A 20,398-nucleotide genomic window follows, 5' to 3' on the forward strand; every position below is an offset into this window, starting at 1 on the left:
CCACAGGGATAGCGCCTTCCTGAACCAGCGCGCAACCTGTGGGAGCGGGCTTGCCCGCGAAGGGCCGCAACGCGGCCCCAAATCCCTTGGTTGACTGGCATCAGGTCGGTAGCGCAAAGAACGTGCGCATCAACCCGTCATCCTCCACACCCAACCGCTCAGCCATCACCTGGCGATCAAACAACGCCCCCGTGCGCATCTCACGCACCCTTGCCCCCTCCGGCGCCTGCGCCAGTGCCTTCAGGCACACCTCCATGAAGCGATGATTCCCCCCTTTCACCGGCGTCAGCTTTTCAACCTGCAAATAGCGCCCTGGTAACATCAGCGACTCCGCCTCGTCCGGACGCCTTGAAAAAGGCCCAATCGGCGTTGCCTGCACGTCCTCACCCGGCTCCAGCACATACACCAATGCATTGTCGCCAAACGCCCCCTTGCCGCTTACCTGGGTTTGCGGGTCATTGAATACCTCCCAAAGGGCATAAGGGTTCTCCGTAAACGAAGTGAAGTCGCTGGTCACCAACACGTCCCCTACGGCAAGGGCACCCTCGCCTGTCGTCGGGATGCCAGAGCTACGCAGGCCGGAAGCCGCGCGGTACAGCCGCACCTGATTGTCCACACCTATTTGCCCAAGCGCATGGGCAAGGTCCTGGCTGCGCCGGACACTCTCGGCATGTGAGCCTTCCAAAGGCAGCCCCTGCCACAGGTTGTTGTAGCGCTCCGGCGAGCTGGTGTATTCGGCAATGGCGGCCGAGCCAAAGCCATGCTCATCGCGGTACACCGGGTAGGGCTCACTGAAAGCATCAAGATAAGCACCGCCAGCACCTACCCTGTCGAGATCGGCCCAAGGCACCGCTCCAAGCAAAGCTGCCTGGCGAGCCAAGGCCTGATCCGACATGGCCAGCAACTCGTCCGCCGCCGGTGCCATGTAACGCCCCCAGTCAACCTCAGCAACAGCGGTCTGCGCCTGGCCTGCCACATGCGGCGGCAAGCGGGCATCGTTGAACAGCTCACTGGCACGCAGCATTGCCACGTCGAGCAGAATGAACAGCACATCCACAACCACCGCCCACCAGGCAGCCGTAAGCCAGGCAGCCTTGCCATTGAGCGCTCGATCCAGGTGCAGGGCCAGGCTCGCAGTACCAAGCCCGAGCGATGTCAGTATCACTGGCCAGCCCAGTGGCGCCATAGGCGCAATCACCCTGTTTGCAGCCTGTAGCCCGGCCAGCCATTCGGCCTTGCGCAGTTGTGCATTGGTGGTCAGCCGTTCGTGGGCCTCATGGACCAGCGCATCCATGAACATCTCACGAACACGAATGAACAGGTCACCCACAACAGCTTGCCGCTGCGTGTCATTCGAAAAAGCATGCGCTGCAATCCAGGCCTGTAACGCCTCGCGGCCGCCAAATACCAGCAGCACATCCTGCGCATCGGGTAGAAAAGCGCACGCTCTACCGGTCTTGAGCGTGTACAAGAACAGTGGCCTGGCATCAGGGGCATGGCTGGACAGCGCACACCAGCCACCCCGGGCATTTGCAGGGTAATCCTCGCGCAACGCTTTCAGACTACTCGGCAGCATCGTCACACGGAGTGTTGCCGCCAGCAGTTCACGCCGCTCAGGTTCGCTCAGCACGGATTGACCGACAGCGGCAAGAAAGCGGGCGCGGGCCAGTACGCAGTAATCTTCGCCACGCTGCTCACGAAAACGGCTCAGTGCCTCGCTGTAGCGCCCCGCAAAATCCATTTGCCAGAACGCCTTTAGCATCGCCTGCGGGTCGAGCCGCACTTCGTTACGCTCGTCATAATCGCTATGGCTGGCATCCACCCGGTAGAAACCGCCGTAGACACTCAACTCATCGGCAGCAGTCTGCTGCTGAGGGCTGAAGCGCTGGATAACCAGCTCGGTCAGGCTCAGGGACCGCCGTGGCGGCCCACGGTGGCGCCAGCCGGTGTAACTGCGTGAGCTGCTCGCCGCCGACTGGAATTCGTGCCAGAAGAGCTTGTCCGGGTCCAGCCAGTAGCCCAACTGGTGGCGCAGCACATGGCCCGCCGCCTGGCGCGCCAGACCGTGCAAATCAGGAAATTGCCCGAGCAGGCGCTGGGCCACTTGGGCAAGGGGGAGGCGTTGTTTGTCGTTCATGCTACTCGGCTACCTGACTGTGGGGGGCACCACTACATCCGCAAGCCGTAACTACAGTGCGGTATCGCTTTACAGCCCGCATCAGCCTCAGGTTAGAATCGATTGGCACGCGACCTGCTAGCTTTTTCTGAAAAGTCCGCTACCAAGTCCCTTCCCCCCGCTGTTTCGGAGTACCTGCCTTTGGATGCAAGCACCATCAATAGCCTGTTCCTGATCGGCGCATTGCTGGTGGGTGCAAGTATCCTGGTCAGTTCGCTCTCGTCGCGCCTGGGCATCCCTATCCTGGTCATCATCCTCGCCGTCGGCATGGTCGCCGGTGTCGATGGTGGCGGCATCATCTTCAACAACTACCCGACCGCCTACCTGGTGGGCAACCTGGCACTCGCCGTCATCCTGCTCGACGGTGGCCTGCGCACGCGGGTGGCAAGCTTTCGCGTGGCGCTGTGGCCGGCGCTGTCGCTGGCGACGGTCGGGGTGATGATCACCACCGCCCTCACCGGCCTGGTTGCCGCCTGGCTGTTCAACCTGAGCCTGATCCAGGGCCTGCTGATCGGTGCCATCGTCGGCTCAACCGACGCTGCGGCGGTGTTCTCGCTGCTGGGCGGCAAAGGCCTGAACGAGCGGGTTACCGCCACCCTGGAAATCGAGTCGGGCAGCAACGATCCGATGGCGGTGTTCCTCACCGTCACCCTGATCGACATGATCGCCAGCGGCCAGACCGGCCTGCACTGGAGCCTGCTGGGCCACCTGCTGCGCGAGTTCGGTATCGGCGGCCTGCTGGGCCTGGGTGGCGGCTGGCTGATGCTGCAACTGGTCAACCGCATCAACCTGGCCGGCGGCCTGTACCCCATCCTGGTAGTGGCCGGCGGCCTGGTGGTGTTCTCGCTGACCAATGCCCTGCATGGCAGCGGCTTCCTCGCCGTGTACCTGTGCGGCCTGGTGCTGGGCAACAAACCGATCCGCAGCCGCCACGGCATCCTGCACATGCTCGACGGCATGGCCTGGCTGGCCCAGATCGGCATGTTCCTGGTACTGGGGCTGCTGGTCACCCCTCACGACCTGCTGCCCATCGCCCTGCCAGCGCTGGGCCTGGCGTTGTGGATGATCCTGGTAGCGCGACCGCTGTCGGTGGTCGCCGCCCTGCTGCCGTTCAAGGCCTTCCATGGCCGCGAAAAGGGCTTCATCTCCTGGGTAGGCCTGCGCGGCGCGGTGCCGATCATTCTGGCGGTGTTTCCGCTGATGGCCGGCCTTCCGGACGCCCAGCTGTTCTTCAACCTGGCGTTCTTCATCGTGCTGGTGTCACTGCTGGTGCAAGGCACCAGCCTGCCGTGGATGGCCAAACTGCTGAAGGTGACGGTACCCCCAGACCCGGCACCGATTTCCCGCTCTGCCCTGGAAGTGCACATCACCAGCGAGTGGGAACTGTTCGTGTACCGCCTGGGTGCCGAAAAATGGTGCATTGGTGCCGCCCTGCGCGAGCTGAAAATGCCAGAGGGCACGCGCATTGCCGCCCTGTTCCGTGACGAGCAACTGCTGCACCCGTCTGGCAGCACCGTGCTGGAAGTGGGCGACATGCTCTGCGTGATCGGCCACGAGCACAACCTGCCGGCCTTGGGCAAACTGTTCAGCCAGGCGCCACAGCGCGGCCTGGACCTGCGCTTCTTCGGCGATTTCGTGCTCGAAGGCGATGCCGAGCTGGGCGCGGTAGCAGCGTTGTACGGCCTGAAACTCGATGGCCTGGACGCCAAGATGCCGCTGGCGCAGTTCATCCGACAGAAGGTCGGAGGCGCTCCAGTAGTAGGTGACCAGGTCGAATGGCATGGCACGATCTGGACCGTAGCGACCATGGACGGGAACAAGATCCAGAAAGTAGGCGTCAGATTCCCCGAAGGAACGCGACCCGGACCAGGATTGTTCCTCTAAACTTCGTTTCTGCCGGATCCACAAGTAGTCTGCCTATGTCCCTGCGCGTGTACCTTCGCACAGCCCTCCTCGGGCTGTGCCTGTCCCTCTCCTTCGCTGCCACTGCAGCAGAGGCTCCGACCACCGCCAGCATCCAGAACAGCCTCGACAAGATCGCCGAGCGCAAACTGCCCGAGGCTGACCAGAAGGCCCTGCAGCAGGTGCTGGAGCAGACGCTGAGCCTGCTCGCCAGCAAGGAAGACAACGAGAAGAAGCTTGCCGCGCTGAAGCAGCAATTGACCGGCGCCCCCAAAGAAACCAGCGACAGCCAGAAAGAGCTCTCCAGGCTCAAGGAAAGCAAGCCGCAGCCCGTGGCTCAACGCTACGCCAACCTCAGCGTGCCACAGCTGGAGCAAATGCTCAGCGAACGCAACACCCAACAGGGCGAGCTGCAGAAAGCGCTGTCCGAAGCCAACAGCCTGATCATCAATTCGCAAACCCGCCCGGAACGCGCCCAGGCCGAAATCAGCAACAGCCAGGCCCGTACCCAGCAGATCAACAACATCCTTAAAACCGGCAAGGACGGCGGCAAATCCATCAACGCCGACCAGCGTAACCAGCTCAATGCCGAACTGGCCTCGCTCAACGCGCTGACCCTGCTGCGCCGCCAGGAGCTGGCCGGCAACAGCCTGCTGCAAGACCTGGGCAACGCCCGCCACGACCTGCTGATCGAACGTGCAGCGCGCCTTGAGCAGGAAATCCAGGACCTGCAGACCCTGATCAACGACAAGCGCCTGGCCCAGTCCCAGGAAGCGGTCACCCAGCAGTCGATCGAAGCCCAGAAGGTCGGCGGCAGCAGCCTGCTGGCCACCGAAAGCGCGCTCAACCTCAAGCTTTCCGACTACCTGCTGAAAAGCACAGACCGCCTCAACGAGCTGACCCAGCAGAACCTTCGCACCAAGCAGCAGCTCGACAGCCTGACGCAGGCCGATCAGGCGCTGGACGAGCAGATCAACGTGCTCAAGGGCAGCCTGCTGCTGTCGAAGATCCTCTACAAGCAGAAGCAGACCCTGCCGCACCTGAAAGTCGACCGCGACCTGGCCGACCAGATCGCCGACACCCGCCTGTACCAGTTCGAGGTCAACCAGCAACGCGAGCAGATGAGCAGCCCGGTCACCTACGTCGACAAGCTGCTGGCCGTCCAACCGCAGGAAGACGTGAACCCACAACTGCGCAAAGCCTTGCTGGAAGTGGCAATCAACCGCAGCGACCTGCTTGAACGACTGAATCGCGAACTGTCGGCGCTGCTCAATGAGTCGATCACCCTGCAGCTGAACCAGAAGCAACTGCTGGGTACTGCCCAGAGCCTGCGCACCACCCTCGACGAGCAGATGTTCTGGATCCCCAGCAACAAGCCGCTGGACTGGGACTGGCTAAGCTATGTACCTGAGCGCCTGGCCGACCAGGTCGCCAACCTGCCATGGGGCTCGGGCCTGAAGGAGCTGGCCGACGGCCTCAGCCAGCGACCGTTGCTGTTCCTGCCACTGCTGCTGGTGATCGGAGCCCTGCTATGGCGGCGCAAATACCTGTACCAACGCCTGGGCAAGGTGCACCAGGACATTGGCCACTTCCGCCGTGACAGCCAGTGGCACACACCCCAGGCGATCCTCATCAACATCCTGCTGGCGATGCCGGTCAGCCTTGGCCTGGCGCTGTGCAGCTATGCCCTGCAGATCGACGCCCGCGGGCAAAACGCCAACCTGGGCGCCGCCCTCTGGCAACTGGCCCAGGCCTGGCTGGTGTTCTACACCGCCTACCGCATCCTTGCCCCGGGTGGCGTGGCAGAAATCCATTTCCGCTGGCACAAGCCACAGGTCGAGTTCCTGCGCGGCTGGGTGCGCCGCCTGGGCACCGTGGTGCTGGCGCTGGTCGGTGTGGTGGCGGTGGCCGAGCACCAGCCCTCGGCGCTGGCCGACGACGTGCTGGGTATCGGCGTGGTGCTGACTTGCTACGCGCTGATGGCCTGGCTGCTCAGCCGCCTGCTGCTCAGCAGCCCGGCACACCGCGACACCTCGCTGTTCCGCAGGGCCGTGGGCGTAGCCTTCACCGCCCTGCCCATCGCCCTGTTCGTCGCCGTGTGCTTCGGCTACTACTACACCGCGCTGAAGCTCACAGACCGGCTGATCTACACCCTGTACCTGCTGCTGTTCTGGCTGGTGATCGAGGCCGCGTTCGTGCGCGGCCTGTCGGTGGCGGCACGGCGCCTGGCCTATCAGCGCGCGCTCAGCAAACGGGCAGCGGCCAAGGAAGGGCTGGATGGCGAAGTCATCACCGAAGAGCCGACGCTGGACATCGAGCAGGTCAACCAGCAGTCGCTGCGCCTGATCCGCCTGGCCCTGCTCGGTGGCTTCATCGCCGGCCTGTACTGGGTGTGGTCGGACCTGATCTCCGTGTTCGCCTACCTCAACAACTTCGTCCTGTACGAATACACCAGCGGCACCGGTGCCGCCGCCAGCATGGTGCCAATCAGCCTTGGCGACCTGCTGGGTGCGCTGGTGATCGTCGGCATCACCTTCGCCCTGGCCGGCAACTTGCCGGGCCTGCTGGAGGTACTGGTGCTGTCACGCCTGAACCTGGCCCAGGGCAGCGCCTACGCCACCACCACGCTGTTGTCGTATACCATCGTCGGCATCGGCATCGTCAGCACCCTGTCGACCCTGGGGGTGAGCTGGGACAAGCTGCAATGGCTGGTGGCCGCGCTGTCGGTGGGCCTGGGCTTCGGCATGCAGGAAATCTTCGCCAACTTCATCTCCGGCATCATGATCCTGTTCGAGCGCCCGGTGCGGATCGGCGACACCATCACCATTGGCAACCTGTCCGGCACGGTCAGCAAGATCCGCATCCGCGCCACCACCATCACCGACTTCGACCGCAAGGACATCATCGTCCCCAACAAGACCTTCATCACCGGCCAGCTGATCAACTGGTCGCTGACCGACACGGTCACCCGGGTGACGCTGAAGCTGGGCATCGACTACGGCTCCGACCTCGACCTGGTGCGCGACCTGCTCCTCAAAGGCGCACATGAGAACCCACGGGTGCTCAAAGACCCGGAACCGATCGTGTACTTCCTCAACTTTGGCGAAAGCTCGCTGGACCATGAGTTGCGCATGCATGTACGCGACCTGGGCGACCGCAACCCGACGCTGGACGAGATAAACCGCTACATCAGCCGCGAGTTCAAGGCGCACAACATCAAGATCTCGGTGCGCCAGGTCGAGGTGTTCCTGATGGACGCCAGCGGCGGTAAACAGCAGTTGATTCCGATGGAGCAACCTAAGCCGGATGGCACTGCACCGGCCTGAGTGGGCTCGAATGCTTTATTCTGTGCTGAATCTCAGGAGCAGCCCGTGAAAGCCCTCGACCAACTCGATTTCGACAACCGCTTCGCCCGCCTGGGCGATGCGTTTTCCACTCAGGTCCTGCCCGAACCCATTGCAGAGCCACGTCTGGTGGTAGCGAGTGAGTCGGCCATGGCCCTGCTCGACCTCGACCCGGCCCAGGCTGAGCTGCCGGTGTTCGCCGAGCTGTTCAGCGGCCAAAAGCTGTGGGAGGAGGCCGACCCACGGGCGATGGTGTATTCCGGCCACCAGTTCGGCTCCTACAACCCACGCCTGGGTGATGGCCGTGGCCTGCTGCTGGCCGAAGTGCTCAACGACAAAGGTGAACACTGGGACCTGCATCTTAAGGGTGCCGGCCAGACCCCGTATTCACGCATGGGCGACGGCCGCGCCGTGCTGCGTTCTTCGATCCGTGAGTTCCTCGCTTCCGAAGCCCTTCACGCGCTGGGCATCGCCACCAGCCGGGCGCTGTGCGTAGTCGGCTCCAGCACCCCGGTATGGCGCGAAACCCGCGAAAGCGCCGCCATGCTCACCCGGGTAGCGCAGAGCCATGTGCGCTTCGGCCATTTCGAGTACTTCTACTACACCAAACAGCCCGAGCAGCAGCGCGTGCTGATCGACCATGTACTTCAGCAGCACTACCCCGAATGCCGCGATGCCGAACAGCCGTACCTGGCCATGTTCCACACCCTTGTCGAGCGCAATGCCGAACTGATCGCCCGCTGGCAGGCCTATGGTTTCTGCCACGGGGTGATGAACACCGACAACATGTCGATCCTGGGCATCACCTTCGACTTCGGCCCCTACGCCTTCCTCGACGACTTCGACGCCAACTTCATCTGCAACCACTCCGACGACCGTGGTCGCTACAGTTACGCCAATCAGGTGCCCATCGCCCACTGGAACCTCAGCGCACTGGCCCAGGCCCTGACCACGGTGATCGAGGTGGAGCCACTTAAAGAGGCACTGGGGCTGTTCCTGCCGCTGTACCAGGCCCATTACCTGGACCTGATGCGCAGGCGCCTGGGCCTGACCACTGCCGAGGATGAGGACATGGCGCTGGTCGAGAAACTGCTGCAGTGCATGCAGCGTGGTGGCGTGGACTACAGCCTGTTCTTCCGCAAGCTGGGCGAACAGCCGGTTGCCGAAGCGCTGAACGTAGTACGCGATGATTTCATCGACCTGGCCGGTTTCGATGCCTGGAGCGCGGACTACCTGGCCCGCTGTGAACGCGAACCCGGCAATGCCCAAGGGCGCCGGGAGCGGATGCATGCAGTGAACCCGCTGTATGTGCTGCGCAATTACCTGGCGCAGAAAGCCATCGAGGCGGCCGAAGCGGGGGATTACAGTGAAGTGCGGCGGTTGCATCAGGTGCTAACCAGGCCCTTTGAGGAACAGCCCGGGATGCAGGCCTACGCCGAGCGGCCGCCGGAATGGGGCAAGCATTTGGAAATCAGCTGCTCTTCATGATTAACGCCCAACCCTGTGGGAGCGGGCTTGCCCGCGAAGCAGGCAACGCGATGGATGGCACCGGCTTCGCCGGTGTTCGCGGGCAAGCCCGCTCCCACAAGGGAAACGAGAATCCAACCCCGGAGATGAAATGTCTGACCCACTGGTAATCCCCTGCCCCCACTGCAACGGCCTCAACCGCCTGCCCGCCGAGCGCCTGGGTGACGCCCCGAAATGCGGCCGCTGCAAACAGGATGTGCTGCTGAGCACCCCTTTCGAGCTCACCGAAGCCAGCTATTCCAGCCAGATCAAAGGCGACCTGCCGCTGCTGGTCGACATCTGGGCCGACTGGTGCGGCCCGTGCAAATCCTTCGCCCCCACCTTCGAACAGGCCGCCCGCCAACTGACCGGCCGTTGCCGCCTGGCCAAGCTCGACAGCGAAGCCAACCGCAACCTCGCCGGGCAACTGGGCATCCGCTCGATCCCCAGCCTGCTGCTGTTCAAGAACGGCCGCGAAATCAGCCGGCAAGCCGGGGCATTTCCACTTCAGTCATTGCTGGAGTGGGTGCGTAGCCAAGGGGTTTAAGCGTTTTCTTCAAGCAGCGAATGCAACTCGACAAACTGCTGCGTCAGCTTGTGCTTCGGTTCCAGGTGAATCAGCGGCAGGCTGGCGTGGTGCGATTCACGCATCTTCACCGAGCTGCCCAGGTACACGGGTAGCACCGGCAAGCCTTCGGCCAGTAGTTCGTCGAGCATCTGCTGCGGCAGGCTGGCGCGGGACTGGAACTGGTTGACCACGATTCCTTCAACCTGAAGGTCCTCGTTGTGGTCGTCCTTGAGCTCTTCGATTTCCGCCAGCAGGCCATACAGCGCCTGACGCGAGAAACTGTCGCAGTCGAAGGGGATCAGCACGCGATCGGCGGCAATAAGCGCAGAGACCGCATAAAAATTAAGCGCCGGCGGTGTATCGATGTAGATCCGCTCGTAGTCCTCGTCCAGCTCGTCCAGCAGCTTTCGCAGCTTGTTGATCTTGTGCTTGGCCTCAAGCTTGGGCTGCAAGTCGGCCAGTTCTGCCGTGGCGGTGACCACATGCAGGTTGTCGAACGGGGTTTCGTAGATATCGACCTTGTTCTTCTTGCTGAACGGCCCGCTGGACAGGCTTTGCTTGAAGAAGTCGGCAATCCCCATGGGGATGTCCTCGCCGGTGAGGCCGGTAAGGTACTGGGTCGAGTTGGCCTGGGCATCCAGGTCGATCAACAGGGTCCGATAGCCTTCATTGGCACTGACCGCCGCCAGGTTGCAGGCAATGCTCGACTTGCCCACGCCACCTTTCTGATTGAACACCACGCGCCGCATGATTGACCTCCGTGTTTCAACGAATGCCCGAGTATGTGGCGGCACTGCGGCAATGACCAGTGCCATTTGACCGGCATCAGCCCTGGCCGACCACCTGCCCCGTCAACAGCTCGGCAAACGCCTTGGCCATCACCGAATTGCCGTGCTCGCGCTGCACCAGCCAAACCGCCGACATCGCCCCTTCATCCAGCAAGGTGCGGTACACCACCCCCTCGATGCGCATGCGCTGGAATGACGCCGGCAACACCGACACCCCCAACCCCGCCGACACCAGCCCGATGATGGTCATCGCCTCCCCCGCCTCCTGGGCAAAGTGCGGGCTGAAACCTGCCTGACGCGCCAGGCTCAGCAACTGCGCATGCAAGCCGCTGCCATAACTGCGTGGGAAGAACACGAATGGCTCATGGGCCAGCGCCGCCATGTGCACACCCTGTTCAGTGCCCTCGGCAAGCGGATGCGAAGCATTGATGACTGCCACCAGCGGCTCACGAAACAACTCGGTGACCTGCAAACCTTCAGGCAGCGGCATCGGCCGCATCAACCCGACTTCGATGGACTCGTCGAACACCCCTTCGGCAACATCGCGGCTGCTCATTTCCTTGAGGTTCAGGTGCACCGCCGGGAAGCGCTGGCGAAAGGCATGGATGGCCTTGGGGATCTTCGAGGTGAAGGGCGCAGACGAGGTAAAGCCGATCTTCATTTCACCCAGTTCTCCCAACTGCGCACGCCGGGCCACATCAGCTGCCTTTTCCACCTGCGCCAGCACCTGGCGGGCCTCTTCAAGGAACAGCCGCCCAGCTTCGCTCAGCTCGACCCGACGATTGGTACGCTCAAACAGCCGGGCCCCCAGCTCTTGCTCCAGCGCCTGGATCTGCTGGCTCAGAGGTGGTTGCGAAATACCCAGCTGCTGGGCGGCGCGGCCAAAGTGCAGCTCTTCGGCCACAGCGATGAAGTAACGCAGATGGCGCAGTTCCATGATCAGCTCCAAACAGGTCGCAAAACATCTTAAATAGGTCGAACAATATATTGGATCTAATCATTAGCCAGCTATATGCTTTTTTCATTGCGCCAGAGGTACCCGCCCGTGAAAACTGCTGTAGCCCCCCTTCCCGCCGACCCAGAACCTGCCCCCCTGAACGAAATGTGGATCGAGAAAGGCACCCCCGCCTTCATGAAGACCGTGCTGGCCCTGTTCAGCGGCGGCTTCGCCACCTTCGCCCTGCTGTACTGCGTGCAGCCGATGATGCCGCTGCTGTCCAAGGAATTTGCCATCAATGCGGCGCAAAGCAGCCTGGTGCTGTCGGTTTCAACCGCGATGCTGGCGTTCGGCCTGTTGATCACCGGCCCCATTTCTGACCGCATCGGGCGCAAGCCGGTAATGGTCTTTGCATTGGTCTGCGCAGCCCTCTCCACGTTGGCCAGCGCAGTGATGCCGAGCTGGGAGCTGGTACTGGTCACCCGCGCACTGGTCGGCCTGTCGTTGAGTGGCCTGGCGGCAGTGGCCATGACCTACCTGAGCGAAGAAATCCACCCGCAGCACATCGGCCTGGCCATGGGCCTGTACATCGGGGGCAACGCGATTGGCGGCATGAGTGGGCGGCTCATCACTGGCGTACTGATCGACTTCGTCAGCTGGCACACGGCGATGCTGACCATCGGCGGCCTGGCCCTGGTGGCCGCGCTGGTGTTCTGGAAGGTATTGCCCGAATCGCGCAACTTCCGCCCACAGTCGATGAACCCGCGCAGCCTGCTGGACGGCTTTTTCATGCACTTCAAGGATGCCGGCCTGCCCTGGTTGTTCCTTGAAGCCTTCCTGCTGATGGGGGCCTTCGTCACCCTGTTCAACTACATCGGCTACCGCTTGCTGGCCGAGCCCTACCATATGAACCAGGCGCTGGTGGGCTTGCTGTCGGTGGTCTACCTGTCAGGTATCTACAGCTCAGCGCAAGTGGGCGCCCTGGCGGACAAGCTGGGCCGGCGCAAGGTGTTCTGGGCCAGTATCGTGGTGATGGCGGGAGGCTTACTGATGACCCTGGCCAGCCCGCTGACGATGGTGATCTTAGGCATGCTGGTGTTCACCTTCGGCTTCTTTGGCGCGCACTCGGTGGCCAGCAGCTGGATCGGCCGCCGGGCGCTGAAGGCCAAGGGGCAGGCCTCGTCGCTGTACCTGTTCAGCTATTACGCCGGGTCGAGCGTGGCGGGTACTGCGGGCGGGGTGTTCTGGCACCAGTGGGGCTGGAATGGCATCGGGCTGTTCATTGGCAGCTTGCTGGCGGTGGCGTTGCTGGTAGCGTTGCACCTGAGCAAGCTTCCACCGAAAATGGCTTGAGGGCCATTCGCGGGTTTACCCGCGAATAGGCCCTCGGATCAGTTGATGATCTCGACAATATCCACATCCACTTCCCGGCTCATCAGGTGCTTCTCCACCTCACCGGTCAGCTTGACCTTGGTCTTGTCATTGAACGGCGTAGGCGGCAGGTCTTCGTCATCGATCTCGACAGTGATGGTGCCGGTGTTGTCCTTGAACTCGTACTTGTCGTCGTTGTTGATCTTCTTGGTCACGAAGCCTTGCAGCACCACCGGAGTGTCATCGGCAGCGTCGTTGGCGGCCGCCACCGTAGTGACCGACTGGGCGCCGGGGCCGGTATAGCTCGCAGCCAGTGCGGCGGTGCTGAACAGAGGGGCGAGGATCAGGGCGAGATAACGTGCTTTCATGGGGATCGGGTCCTTTTTGGGTTTCGATGGGACCAGATTAACGACGATCGCTGAATTAAAACTTAATGCAACAAAAAGCCCGGCACAGGGCCGGGCTTTGGTTTTCAGCGATCAACTCACTGATGGTACTGCGCCGACAGCTCATGCACGGCGTTGATGAACACGCCAGCATGCTCCGGGTCGACTTCCGGGGTAATGCCATGGCCGAGGTTGAACACATGGCCGGTACCCTTGCCATAGCTGGCCAGGATGCGCGCCACTTCCTGGCGAATGGCCTCGGGCTTGGCGTACAGCACGGTCGGGTCCATGTTGCCTTGCAGCGCCACCTTGTCACCCACGCGGCGGCGGGCATCACCAATCTCGCAGGTCCAGTCCAGGCCCAGTGCGTCGGCACCGGCGTCGGCGATGCTTTCCAGCCACAGGCCACCGTTCTTGGTGAACAAGATCACTGGCACCTTGCGCCCTTCGTGCTCGCGGATCAGGCCGCTGACAATCTTGCGCATGTAGGCCAGGGAGAATTCCTGATAGGCCGCCGCCGACAGGTTGCCGCCCCAGGTGTCGAAAATCTGCACAGCCTGGGCGCCAGCCAGAATCTGGCCGTTCAGGTAGCTGGTGACCGACTGGGCCAGCTTGTCCAGCAGCAGGTGCAGGGCTTGCGGGTTGTCGTAGGCCATGGCCTTGGTCTTGCGGAAGTCCTTCGACGAGCCGCCTTCGACCATGTAGGTGGCTAAGGTCCACGGGCTGCCGGAGAAGCCGATCAGCGGCACGCGGCCGTTGAGCTCGCGGCGGATGGTGCTGACCGCGTCCATCACATAGCCCAGGTCTTTCTGCGGGTCGGGGATTGGCAGTGCTTCGATGTCTGCCGGGGTGCTGATGACCTTCTTGAAGCGTGGACCCTCTCCGGTTTCGAAGTACAGGCCCAGGCCCATGGCGTCGGGGATGGTGAGGATGTCCGAGAACAGGATCGCTGCATCCAGCGGGTAGCGGTCCAGCGGCTGCAGGGTGACCTCGCAGGCGAACTGCGGGTTCATGCACAGGCTCATGAAGTCACCGGCCTTGGCACGGCTGGCGCGGTACTCCGGCAGGTAGCGGCCGGCCTGGCGCATCATCCACACCGGGGTGACGTCTACGGGTTGCTTGAGCAGTGCACGCAGGAAACGATCGTTCTTCAGGGCAGTCATGTCGGCATCCGGAAAAATAGTGCGGGCATTTTCTCAGACGCACAAAGAAAAGGCACGGCTGTTTGCCGTGCCTTTTCTCTATGGGTATGTCCTGGATCAATAGATTTTGTATACAAAATCTAAATGACTTCAGACTTCGAGGTAGTCCAGGATGCCTTCAGCAGCGGTACGCCCTTCGAAGATTGCCGTCACCACCAGGTCCGAACCGCGCACCATGTCGCCACCGGCAAACACTTTCGGGTTGCTGGTCTGGTGCTTGAACTTGCCTTTCTCCGGGGCTACCACACGACCTTGGCTGTCCAGCTGGATACCATGCTGCTCGAACCACGGCGCCGGGCTTGGGCGGAAGCCAAAAGCGATCACCACGGCATCGGCCGGCAGGATCTCTTCAGAACCCGGGATCGGCTCGGGGCTGCGGCGGCCACGGGCATCCGGCTCGCCAAGACGGGTCTCGACCACCTTCACACCTTCGACCTTGTCCTCGCCGACGATGGCGATAGGCTGACGGTTGTAGAGGAACTTCACGCCCTCTTCCTTGGCGTTCTTCACCTCTTTGCGCGAACCCGGCATGTTGGCTTCGTCACGGCGATAGGCGCAGGTCACCGCTTTGGCGCCCTGGCGAATCGAGGTGCGGTTGCAGTCCATCGCAGTGTCGCCACCGCCCAGCACCACGACCTTCTTGCCCTGCATGTCGACGAAGTCTTCCGGCGACTTCTCGAAGCCCAGGTTGCGGTTGACGTTGGCGATCAGGAAATCCAGCGCGTCATGCACGCCCGGCAGGTCCTCGCCTGGGAAGCCACCCTTCATGTAGGTGTAAGTACCCATGCCCATGAACACGGCGTCGTACTCAGCGAGCAGCTGCTCCAGGGTGACGTCCTTGCCCACCTCAGTGTTCAGGCGGAACTCGATGCCCATGCCGGTGAACACTTCACGGCGGTTGCTGAGCACCGTCTTTTCCAGCTTGAACTCGGGGATGCCGAAGGTCAGCAGGCCGCCAATTTCAGGGTTCTTGTCGAACACCACCGGGGTCACGCCGGCACGCACCAGCACGTCAGCGCAGCCCAGGCCGGCCGGGCCGGCACCGATGATGGCGACGCGCTTGCCGGTTGGCTTGACCTTGGACATGTCCGGGCGCCAGCCCATGGCAAAAGCGGTGTCGGTGATGTACTTCTCCACCGAGCCGATGGTCACCGCGCCAAAGCCGTCGTTCAGGGTGCAGGCACCCTCGCACAGGCGGTCTTGCGGGCACACACGGCCGCACACTTCCGGCAGGGTGTTGGTCTGGTGTGACAATTCGGCGGCAGCCAGGATGTTGCCTTCGGACACCAGCTTCAACCAGTTGGGGATGAAGTTGTGCACCGGGCACTTCCATTCGCAATACGGGTTACCGCAGCCCAGGCAGCGGTGCGCCTGGTCCACGGACTGCTGCGGCTTGAACGGTTCGTAGATCTCCACGAACTCCTTCTTGCGCTGGCGCAGCAGCTTTTTCTTCGGGTCCTTGCGGCCCACTTCGATGAACTGGAAGTCGTTGTTCAGACGTTCAGCCATTTTTCAAAACCTCTTTACAGCAGCTGCAAGCTACAAGCTGCAAGCCGCAAGACGATCACTTAAGCCGGGCAAACCTCGTACTGCCTTTACATGCAGCTTGAGGCTTGCCACTTGCAGCTGTTTTTACTGCGGGTTGGCACGCGTGCTGGACAACAGTTGCTTCAGGTTGGCTGCCTTCGGCTTCACCAGCCAGAAGCGCCGCACATAGTCGTCCAGGTTCTCCGAGAGCTCGCGCCCCCACTCGCTGCCGGTTTCTTCCACATACTCGGCAAGGACACGCGCCAGGTGGCTGCGGTAGGCCTCCATCGCTTCACCACTGATCCGCTGGATTTCCACCAGTTCGTGGTTGAGCTTGTCGACGAAGCTATTGTCCATATCGAGCACATAGGCGAAGCCGCCAGTCATGCCAGAACCGAAGTTGTAACCGGTCTTGCCCAACACGCAGACAAAGCCGCCGGTCATGTATTCACAGCAGTGATCGCCAGTGCCCTCGACAACAGCGTGGGCGCCGGAGTTACGTACAGCGAAGCGCTCGCCCGCAGTACCCGCAGCAAACAGCTTGCCGCCAGTGGCACCGTACAGGCAGGTGTTGCCGACGATGGCGCTGTGCTGGGTTTCGAACGGGCTGCCGGCTGGCGGCACGATGGTGACCTTGCCACCGGTCATGCCCTTGCCGACGTAGTCGTTGGCGTCACCTTCCAGGTGCAGGTTCAGGCCGCCGGCGTTCCACACGCCGAAGCTCTGGCCCGCAGTGCCTTTGAAGCGGAAGGTGATCGGCGCCGCAGCCATGCCCTGGTTGCCGTGCAGGCGGGCGATTTCACCCGACACACGCGCACCGATGGAACGGTCGCAGTTGCAGATGTCGAGGTTGAACTCGCCACCCGCCTGATCGCGGATGGCCGGCATGGCCATTTCCACCATCTTCTCGGCCAGCTCGCCCTGGTCGAACGGCGGGTTCTTGTCCACTTCGCAGAACTGCGGCTTGTCAGCCGGAATATGCGAGCTGCCCAGCAGCGGCGTCAGGTCCAGGTGGTGCTGGCGCTCGGTGTCGCCTGGCAACACGTCGAGCAGGTCGGTACGGCCGATCAGCTCGCCCAGGCTGCGCACGCCCAACTTGGCCAGCCACTCTCGGGTTTCTTCGGCGACGAAGGTGAAGAAGTTGATCACCATGTCGACGGTGCCGATGTAGTGGTCCTTGCGCAGCTTGTCGTTCTGGGTGGCTACGCCGGTGGCGCAGTTGTTCAGGTGGCAGATGCGCAGGTACTTGCAACCCAGGGCGATCATTGGCGCGGTGCCGAAGCCGAAGCTCTCGGCGCCGAGGATGGCCGCCTTGATCACGTCCAGGCCGGTTTTCAGGCCGCCGTCGGTCTGTACCCGTACCTTGCCGCGCAGGTCGTTGCCGCGCAGGGTCTGGTGGGTTTCGGCCAGGCCCAGTTCCCACGGGGCGCCGGCGTACTTGATCGAAGTCAGCGGCGAAGCACCGGTACCACCGTCGTAGCCCGAGATGGTGATCAGGTCGGCGTAGGCCTTGGCCACGCCAGCGGCGATGGTGCCGACGCCAGCTTCCGCCACCAGCTTGACCGAAACCAGCGCCTGCGGGTTGACCTGCTTGAGGTCGTAGATCAGCTGGGCCAGGTCTTCGATCGAGTAGATGTCGTGGTGCGGCGGTGGCGAAATCAGGGTCACGCCTGGTACCGCATAGCGCAGCTTGGCGATCAGGCCGTTGACCTTGCCGCCTGGCAGCTGGCCGCCCTCACCCGGCTTGGCGCCCTGGGCAACCTTGATCTGCAGCACTTCAGCGTTCACCAGGTACTCCGGGGTCACGCCAAAGCGGCCAGTGGCCACCTGCTTGATCTTCGAGCTCTTGATGGTGCCGTAGCGCGACGGGTCTTCACCGCCCTCACCGGAGTTGGAGCGCGCGCCCAGGCGGTTCATCGCCTCGGCCAGCGCTTCGTGGGCCTCTGGCGACAGTGCGCCCAACGAGATACCGGCGGAGTCAAAGCGCTTGAGGATGGCCTCCAGCGGCTCGATCTGCTCCAGCGCCAGTGGCTGGTCGGCCACTTTCACCTTCAGCAGGTCGCGGATCATCGACACCGGGCGCTGGTCGACCAGCGTGGTGTATTCCTTGAACTTGGCGTAGTCGCCCTGCTGCACGGCGGCTTGCAGGGTGTTGACCACGTCCGGGTTGTAGGCGTGGTACTCGCCACCGTGGACGAACTTCAGCAGGCCACCTTGCTGGATCGGCTTGCGCGCGCTCCAGGCTTCGGCCGCCAGCAGCTTCTGGTCGTTTTCCAGGTCTTCGAAGCGCGCACCCTTGATACGGCTGGACACACCCTTGAAGCTCAGGCCAACCACTTCCTCGGACAGACCGATGGCTTCAAACAGCTGCGCACCGCGGTACGAGGTAATGGTGGAGATACCCATCTTCGACAGGATCTTCAGCAAGCCCTTGGAGATGCCTTTGCGGTAGTACTTGAAGACTTCGTCCAGGTCGCCCAGCACTTCGCCGGTGCGGATCAGGTCGGCCAGCACTTCATACGCCAGGTACGGGTATACGGCCGAGGCACCGAAGCCCAGCAGCACGGCAAAGTGGTGCGGGTCGCGGGCGGTGGCGGTTTCCACCAGGATATTGCTGTCGCAACGCAGGCCCTGCTCGGTCAGGCGGTGGTGCACTGCACCAACGGCCAGCGAAGCGTGAACCGGCAACTTGCCTGGGGCGATGTAGCGGTCGCTCAGCACCAGTTGGGTCTTGCCGGCGCGCACGGCTTCTTCAGCCTGGTCGGCGATATTGCGGATGGCCGCTTCCAGGCCAACGCTCTGTTCATAGTTGAGGTCGATCAGCTGACGGTCGAAACCTTCACGCTCCAGGTTCATCAGCGAACGCCACTTGGCAGGCGAGATGACCGGCGAGCTGAGGATGACCCGCGAAGCGTGCTCCGGGGACTCCTGGAAGATGTTGCGCTCGGCGCCCAGGCAGATCTCCAGCGACATCACGATGGCTTCGCGCAGCGGGTCGATCGGCGGATTGGTCACCTGGGCGAACTGCTGGCGGAAGAAGTCGAAAGGCGAACGCACGCGCTGCGAGAGCACGGCCATCGGCGTGTCATCCCCCATCGAACCAACGGCTTCCTGGCCCTGCTCACCCAGCGGGCGCAGCACCTGGTCACGCTCTTCGAAGGTGACCTGGAACATCTTCATGTATTGCTTGAGCTGGTCAGCGTCGTAGCTGGCCGCGCCCTGGTCGTCGGTCAGCGTCGCCTGGATGCGGGTGGCGTACTGACGCAGCCAGCGCTTGTACGGGTGGCGCGACTTCAGGCGGTTGTCGATGGCGTCGGTGTCGAGGATCTGGCCGGTTTCGGTGTCCACGGCAAGGATCTGACCCGGGCCGACACGGCCCTTGGCCAGTACTTCCTCAGGCTGGTAGCCCCATACGCCGATTTCCGAGGCGATGGTGATGTAGCCGTTGGTGGTGGTCACCCAGCGCGCCGGGCGCAGGCCGTTGCGGTCGAGCAGGCACACCGCGTGGCGACCTTCGGTCATGACGATACCGGCCGGGCCGTCCCACGGCTCCATGTGCATGGAGTTGTATTCGTAGAAGGCGCGCAGGTCGGCGTCCATGGTCTCGACGTTCTGCCAGGCTGGCGGTACCAGCATGCGCACGCCGCGGAACAGGTCGATGCCACCGGTCACCATCAGCTCGAGCATGTTGTCCATGCTCGACGAGTCGGAACCGACGCGGTTGACCAGCGGGCCGAGCTCTTCGAGGTCGGGGATCAGGTCGTTGGCGAACTTGGTGCGACGGGCCATGGCCCAGTTGCGGTTGCCGGTGATGGTGTTGATCTCGCCGTTGTGGGCGAGGAAGCGGAACGGCTGCGCCAGCGGCCATTTCGGCAGGGTGTTGGTGGAGAAGCGCTGGTGGAACACGCAGATCGCGGTTTGCAGGCGCTCGTCACCCAGGTCTGGGTAAAACGCCGCGAGATCGCGCGGCATCATCAGGCCTTTGTAGATGATGGTCTTGTGCGAGAAGCTGCAGATGTAGTGGTCGGCGTCGTGGGCGTTGGCCACCGACGAGCGGCGACGGGCGCTGAACAGCTTGATGGCGAATTCCTGATCGCTCAGGCCTTCACCGCCGATGAACACCTGCTCGATCTGCGGCAGGCGCTCCAAGGCCAGGCGGCCGAGCACACTGGTGTCGATTGGCACCTTGCGCCAGCCGACCAGCTTCAGGCCGGCAGCGAGGATTTCGCGATCCATGTTGGCGCGAGCGGCTTCAGCTTTGACTGGGTCCTGGTTGAAGAACACCATGCCAACGGCGTACTGCTTGGGCAGCTCGACGGCGAAGTGTTCCTGGGCCACGGCACGCAGGAATTGATCGGGCTTCTGCATGAGCAGACCGCAACCGTCACCGGTCTTGCCGTCGGCGTTGATACCGCCGCGGTGGGTCATGCACGTCAGCGCCTGCATGGCGGTTTGCAGAAGGTGGTGGCTCGGTTCGCCCGTCATATGGGCGATCAGGCCAAAACCACAGTTGTCCTTGAATTCTTCGGGATGGTACAGACCTGTTTTCATAGACACTTTTCTCACCAGGTTCACCTCTCAACCGGAGGTAAATCTCTTTTTTAACAACCACTTACCATCCACGCCGATCAAACGCCAGCTTTTTTGCGGTGGTCATGGAAAACCATTGTTGCACAGCGACAGCGATGCCC

General features: G+C 62.6%; 12 protein-coding genes. 5 read left to right on the top strand and 7 right to left on the bottom strand.

Annotated features, from left to right (window positions below):
• Positions 1–100: 100 nt before the first annotated feature.
• Positions 101–2,137, bottom strand: coding sequence for a dermonecrotic toxin domain-containing protein (locus QQL85_RS06360; RefSeq protein ID WP_284353147.1), 2,037 nt, complete (start codon positions 2,135–2,137; stop codon positions 101–103).
• Positions 2,138–2,317: 180 nt separating this feature from the next.
• Between QQL85_RS06360 and QQL85_RS06365 the strand changes: the two genes are divergently transcribed.
• The 4 genes from QQL85_RS06365 to trxC all read left to right on the top strand — a co-directional run bounded on the left by QQL85_RS06365 (position 2,318) and on the right by trxC (position 9,475).
• On the top strand, positions 2,318–4,060 hold the full coding sequence (locus QQL85_RS06365; RefSeq protein WP_284353146.1) for a potassium/proton antiporter: 1,743 nt from the start codon (positions 2,318–2,320) through the stop codon (positions 4,058–4,060).
• A gap of 35 nt (positions 4,061–4,095) precedes the next feature.
• Positions 4,096–7,404 (top strand): mechanosensitive channel MscK, encoded by a 3,309-nt coding sequence (gene mscK / locus QQL85_RS06370; RefSeq protein WP_284353145.1) that lies wholly within the window; start codon positions 4,096–4,098, stop codon positions 7,402–7,404.
• Between the two features lie 45 nt (positions 7,405–7,449).
• Positions 7,450–8,910, top strand: coding sequence for a protein adenylyltransferase SelO (gene selO, locus QQL85_RS06375; protein WP_284353144.1), 1,461 nt, complete (start codon positions 7,450–7,452; stop codon positions 8,908–8,910).
• A 130-nt stretch (positions 8,911–9,040) separates the two neighbouring features.
• The gene (trxC, locus tag QQL85_RS06380; protein ID WP_284353143.1) at positions 9,041–9,475 is read left to right on the top strand and encodes a thioredoxin TrxC; all 435 of its coding nucleotides are present in this window, start codon (positions 9,041–9,043) and stop codon (positions 9,473–9,475) included.
• Here trxC and QQL85_RS06385 read toward each other — a convergent pair.
• Together QQL85_RS06385 and QQL85_RS06390 are read right to left on the bottom strand one after the other, a co-directional pair.
• Positions 9,472–10,245 carry a ParA family protein gene (locus QQL85_RS06385; RefSeq protein ID WP_284353142.1) on the bottom strand — a complete coding sequence of 258 codons (774 nt, stop codon included), beginning with the start codon at positions 10,243–10,245 and terminating at the stop codon, positions 9,472–9,474. The two genes, trxC and QQL85_RS06385, sit on opposite strands and share 4 nt — an antisense overlap.
• Positions 10,246–10,321: 76 nt before the next feature.
• The gene (locus QQL85_RS06390; RefSeq protein WP_284353141.1) at positions 10,322–11,221 is read right to left on the bottom strand and encodes a LysR family transcriptional regulator; all 900 of its coding nucleotides are present in this window, start codon (positions 11,219–11,221) and stop codon (positions 10,322–10,324) included.
• A gap of 165 nt (positions 11,222–11,386) precedes the next feature.
• Here QQL85_RS06390 and QQL85_RS06395 point away from each other — a divergent pair, with 165 nt between their 5' ends.
• On the top strand, positions 11,387–12,574 hold the full coding sequence (locus tag QQL85_RS06395) for an MFS transporter (protein WP_284353458.1): 1,188 nt from the start codon (positions 11,387–11,389) through the stop codon (positions 12,572–12,574).
• A gap of 38 nt (positions 12,575–12,612) precedes the next feature.
• Here QQL85_RS06395 and QQL85_RS06400 read toward each other — a convergent pair whose 3' ends face one another.
• The 4 genes from QQL85_RS06400 to gltB form a co-directional block, all read right to left on the bottom strand.
• Entirely contained in the window at positions 12,613–12,960 is a 348-nt protein-coding gene (locus QQL85_RS06400) for a YgiW/YdeI family stress tolerance OB fold protein (RefSeq protein ID WP_019098288.1), read from the bottom strand.
• A 116-nt stretch (positions 12,961–13,076) separates the two neighbouring features.
• Positions 13,077–14,141, bottom strand: a complete 1,065-nt coding sequence (hemE, locus tag QQL85_RS06405) for a uroporphyrinogen decarboxylase (RefSeq protein ID WP_016712488.1) — start codon at positions 14,139–14,141, stop codon at positions 13,077–13,079.
• Positions 14,142–14,270: 129 nt separating this feature from the next.
• A complete protein-coding gene (locus tag QQL85_RS06410) occupies positions 14,271–15,689 on the bottom strand; it encodes an FAD-dependent oxidoreductase (RefSeq protein ID WP_284353140.1) in 1,419 nt (472 codons plus the stop codon).
• A gap of 123 nt (positions 15,690–15,812) precedes the next feature.
• The gene (gltB, locus tag QQL85_RS06415) at positions 15,813–20,258 is read right to left on the bottom strand and encodes a glutamate synthase large subunit (RefSeq protein ID WP_284353139.1); all 4,446 of its coding nucleotides are present in this window, start codon (positions 20,256–20,258) and stop codon (positions 15,813–15,815) included.
• Positions 20,259–20,398 lie beyond the last annotated feature (140 nt).

This window comes from Pseudomonas putida (assembly GCF_030159595.1).
Taxonomy (GTDB): Bacteria; Pseudomonadota; Gammaproteobacteria; order Pseudomonadales; family Pseudomonadaceae; genus Aquipseudomonas; species Aquipseudomonas putida_AC.

Coding starts and splice junctions, on each gene's coding strand:
- QQL85_RS06395 (WP_284353458.1), top strand. CDS start 11,387: ATGTGGATCGAGAAAGGCACCCCCGCCTTCATGAAGACCGTGCTGGCC.
- gltB (WP_284353139.1), bottom strand. CDS start 20,258: ATGAAAACAGGTCTGTACCATCCCGAAGAATTCAAGGACAACTGTGGT.
- QQL85_RS06410 (WP_284353140.1), bottom strand. CDS start 15,689: ATGGCTGAACGTCTGAACAACGACTTCCAGTTCATCGAAGTGGGCCGC.
- QQL85_RS06400 (WP_019098288.1), bottom strand. CDS start 12,960: ATGAAAGCACGTTATCTCGCCCTGATCCTCGCCCCTCTGTTCAGCACC.
- QQL85_RS06390 (WP_284353141.1), bottom strand. CDS start 11,221: ATGGAACTGCGCCATCTGCGTTACTTCATCGCTGTGGCCGAAGAGCTG.
- mscK (WP_284353145.1), top strand. CDS start 4,096: ATGTCCCTGCGCGTGTACCTTCGCACAGCCCTCCTCGGGCTGTGCCTG.
- QQL85_RS06385 (WP_284353142.1), bottom strand. CDS start 10,245: ATGCGGCGCGTGGTGTTCAATCAGAAAGGTGGCGTGGGCAAGTCGAGC.
- trxC (WP_284353143.1), top strand. CDS start 9,041: ATGTCTGACCCACTGGTAATCCCCTGCCCCCACTGCAACGGCCTCAAC.
- QQL85_RS06360 (WP_284353147.1), bottom strand. CDS start 2,137: ATGAACGACAAACAACGCCTCCCCCTTGCCCAAGTGGCCCAGCGCCTG.
- hemE (WP_016712488.1), bottom strand. CDS start 14,141: ATGACTGCCCTGAAGAACGATCGTTTCCTGCGTGCACTGCTCAAGCAA.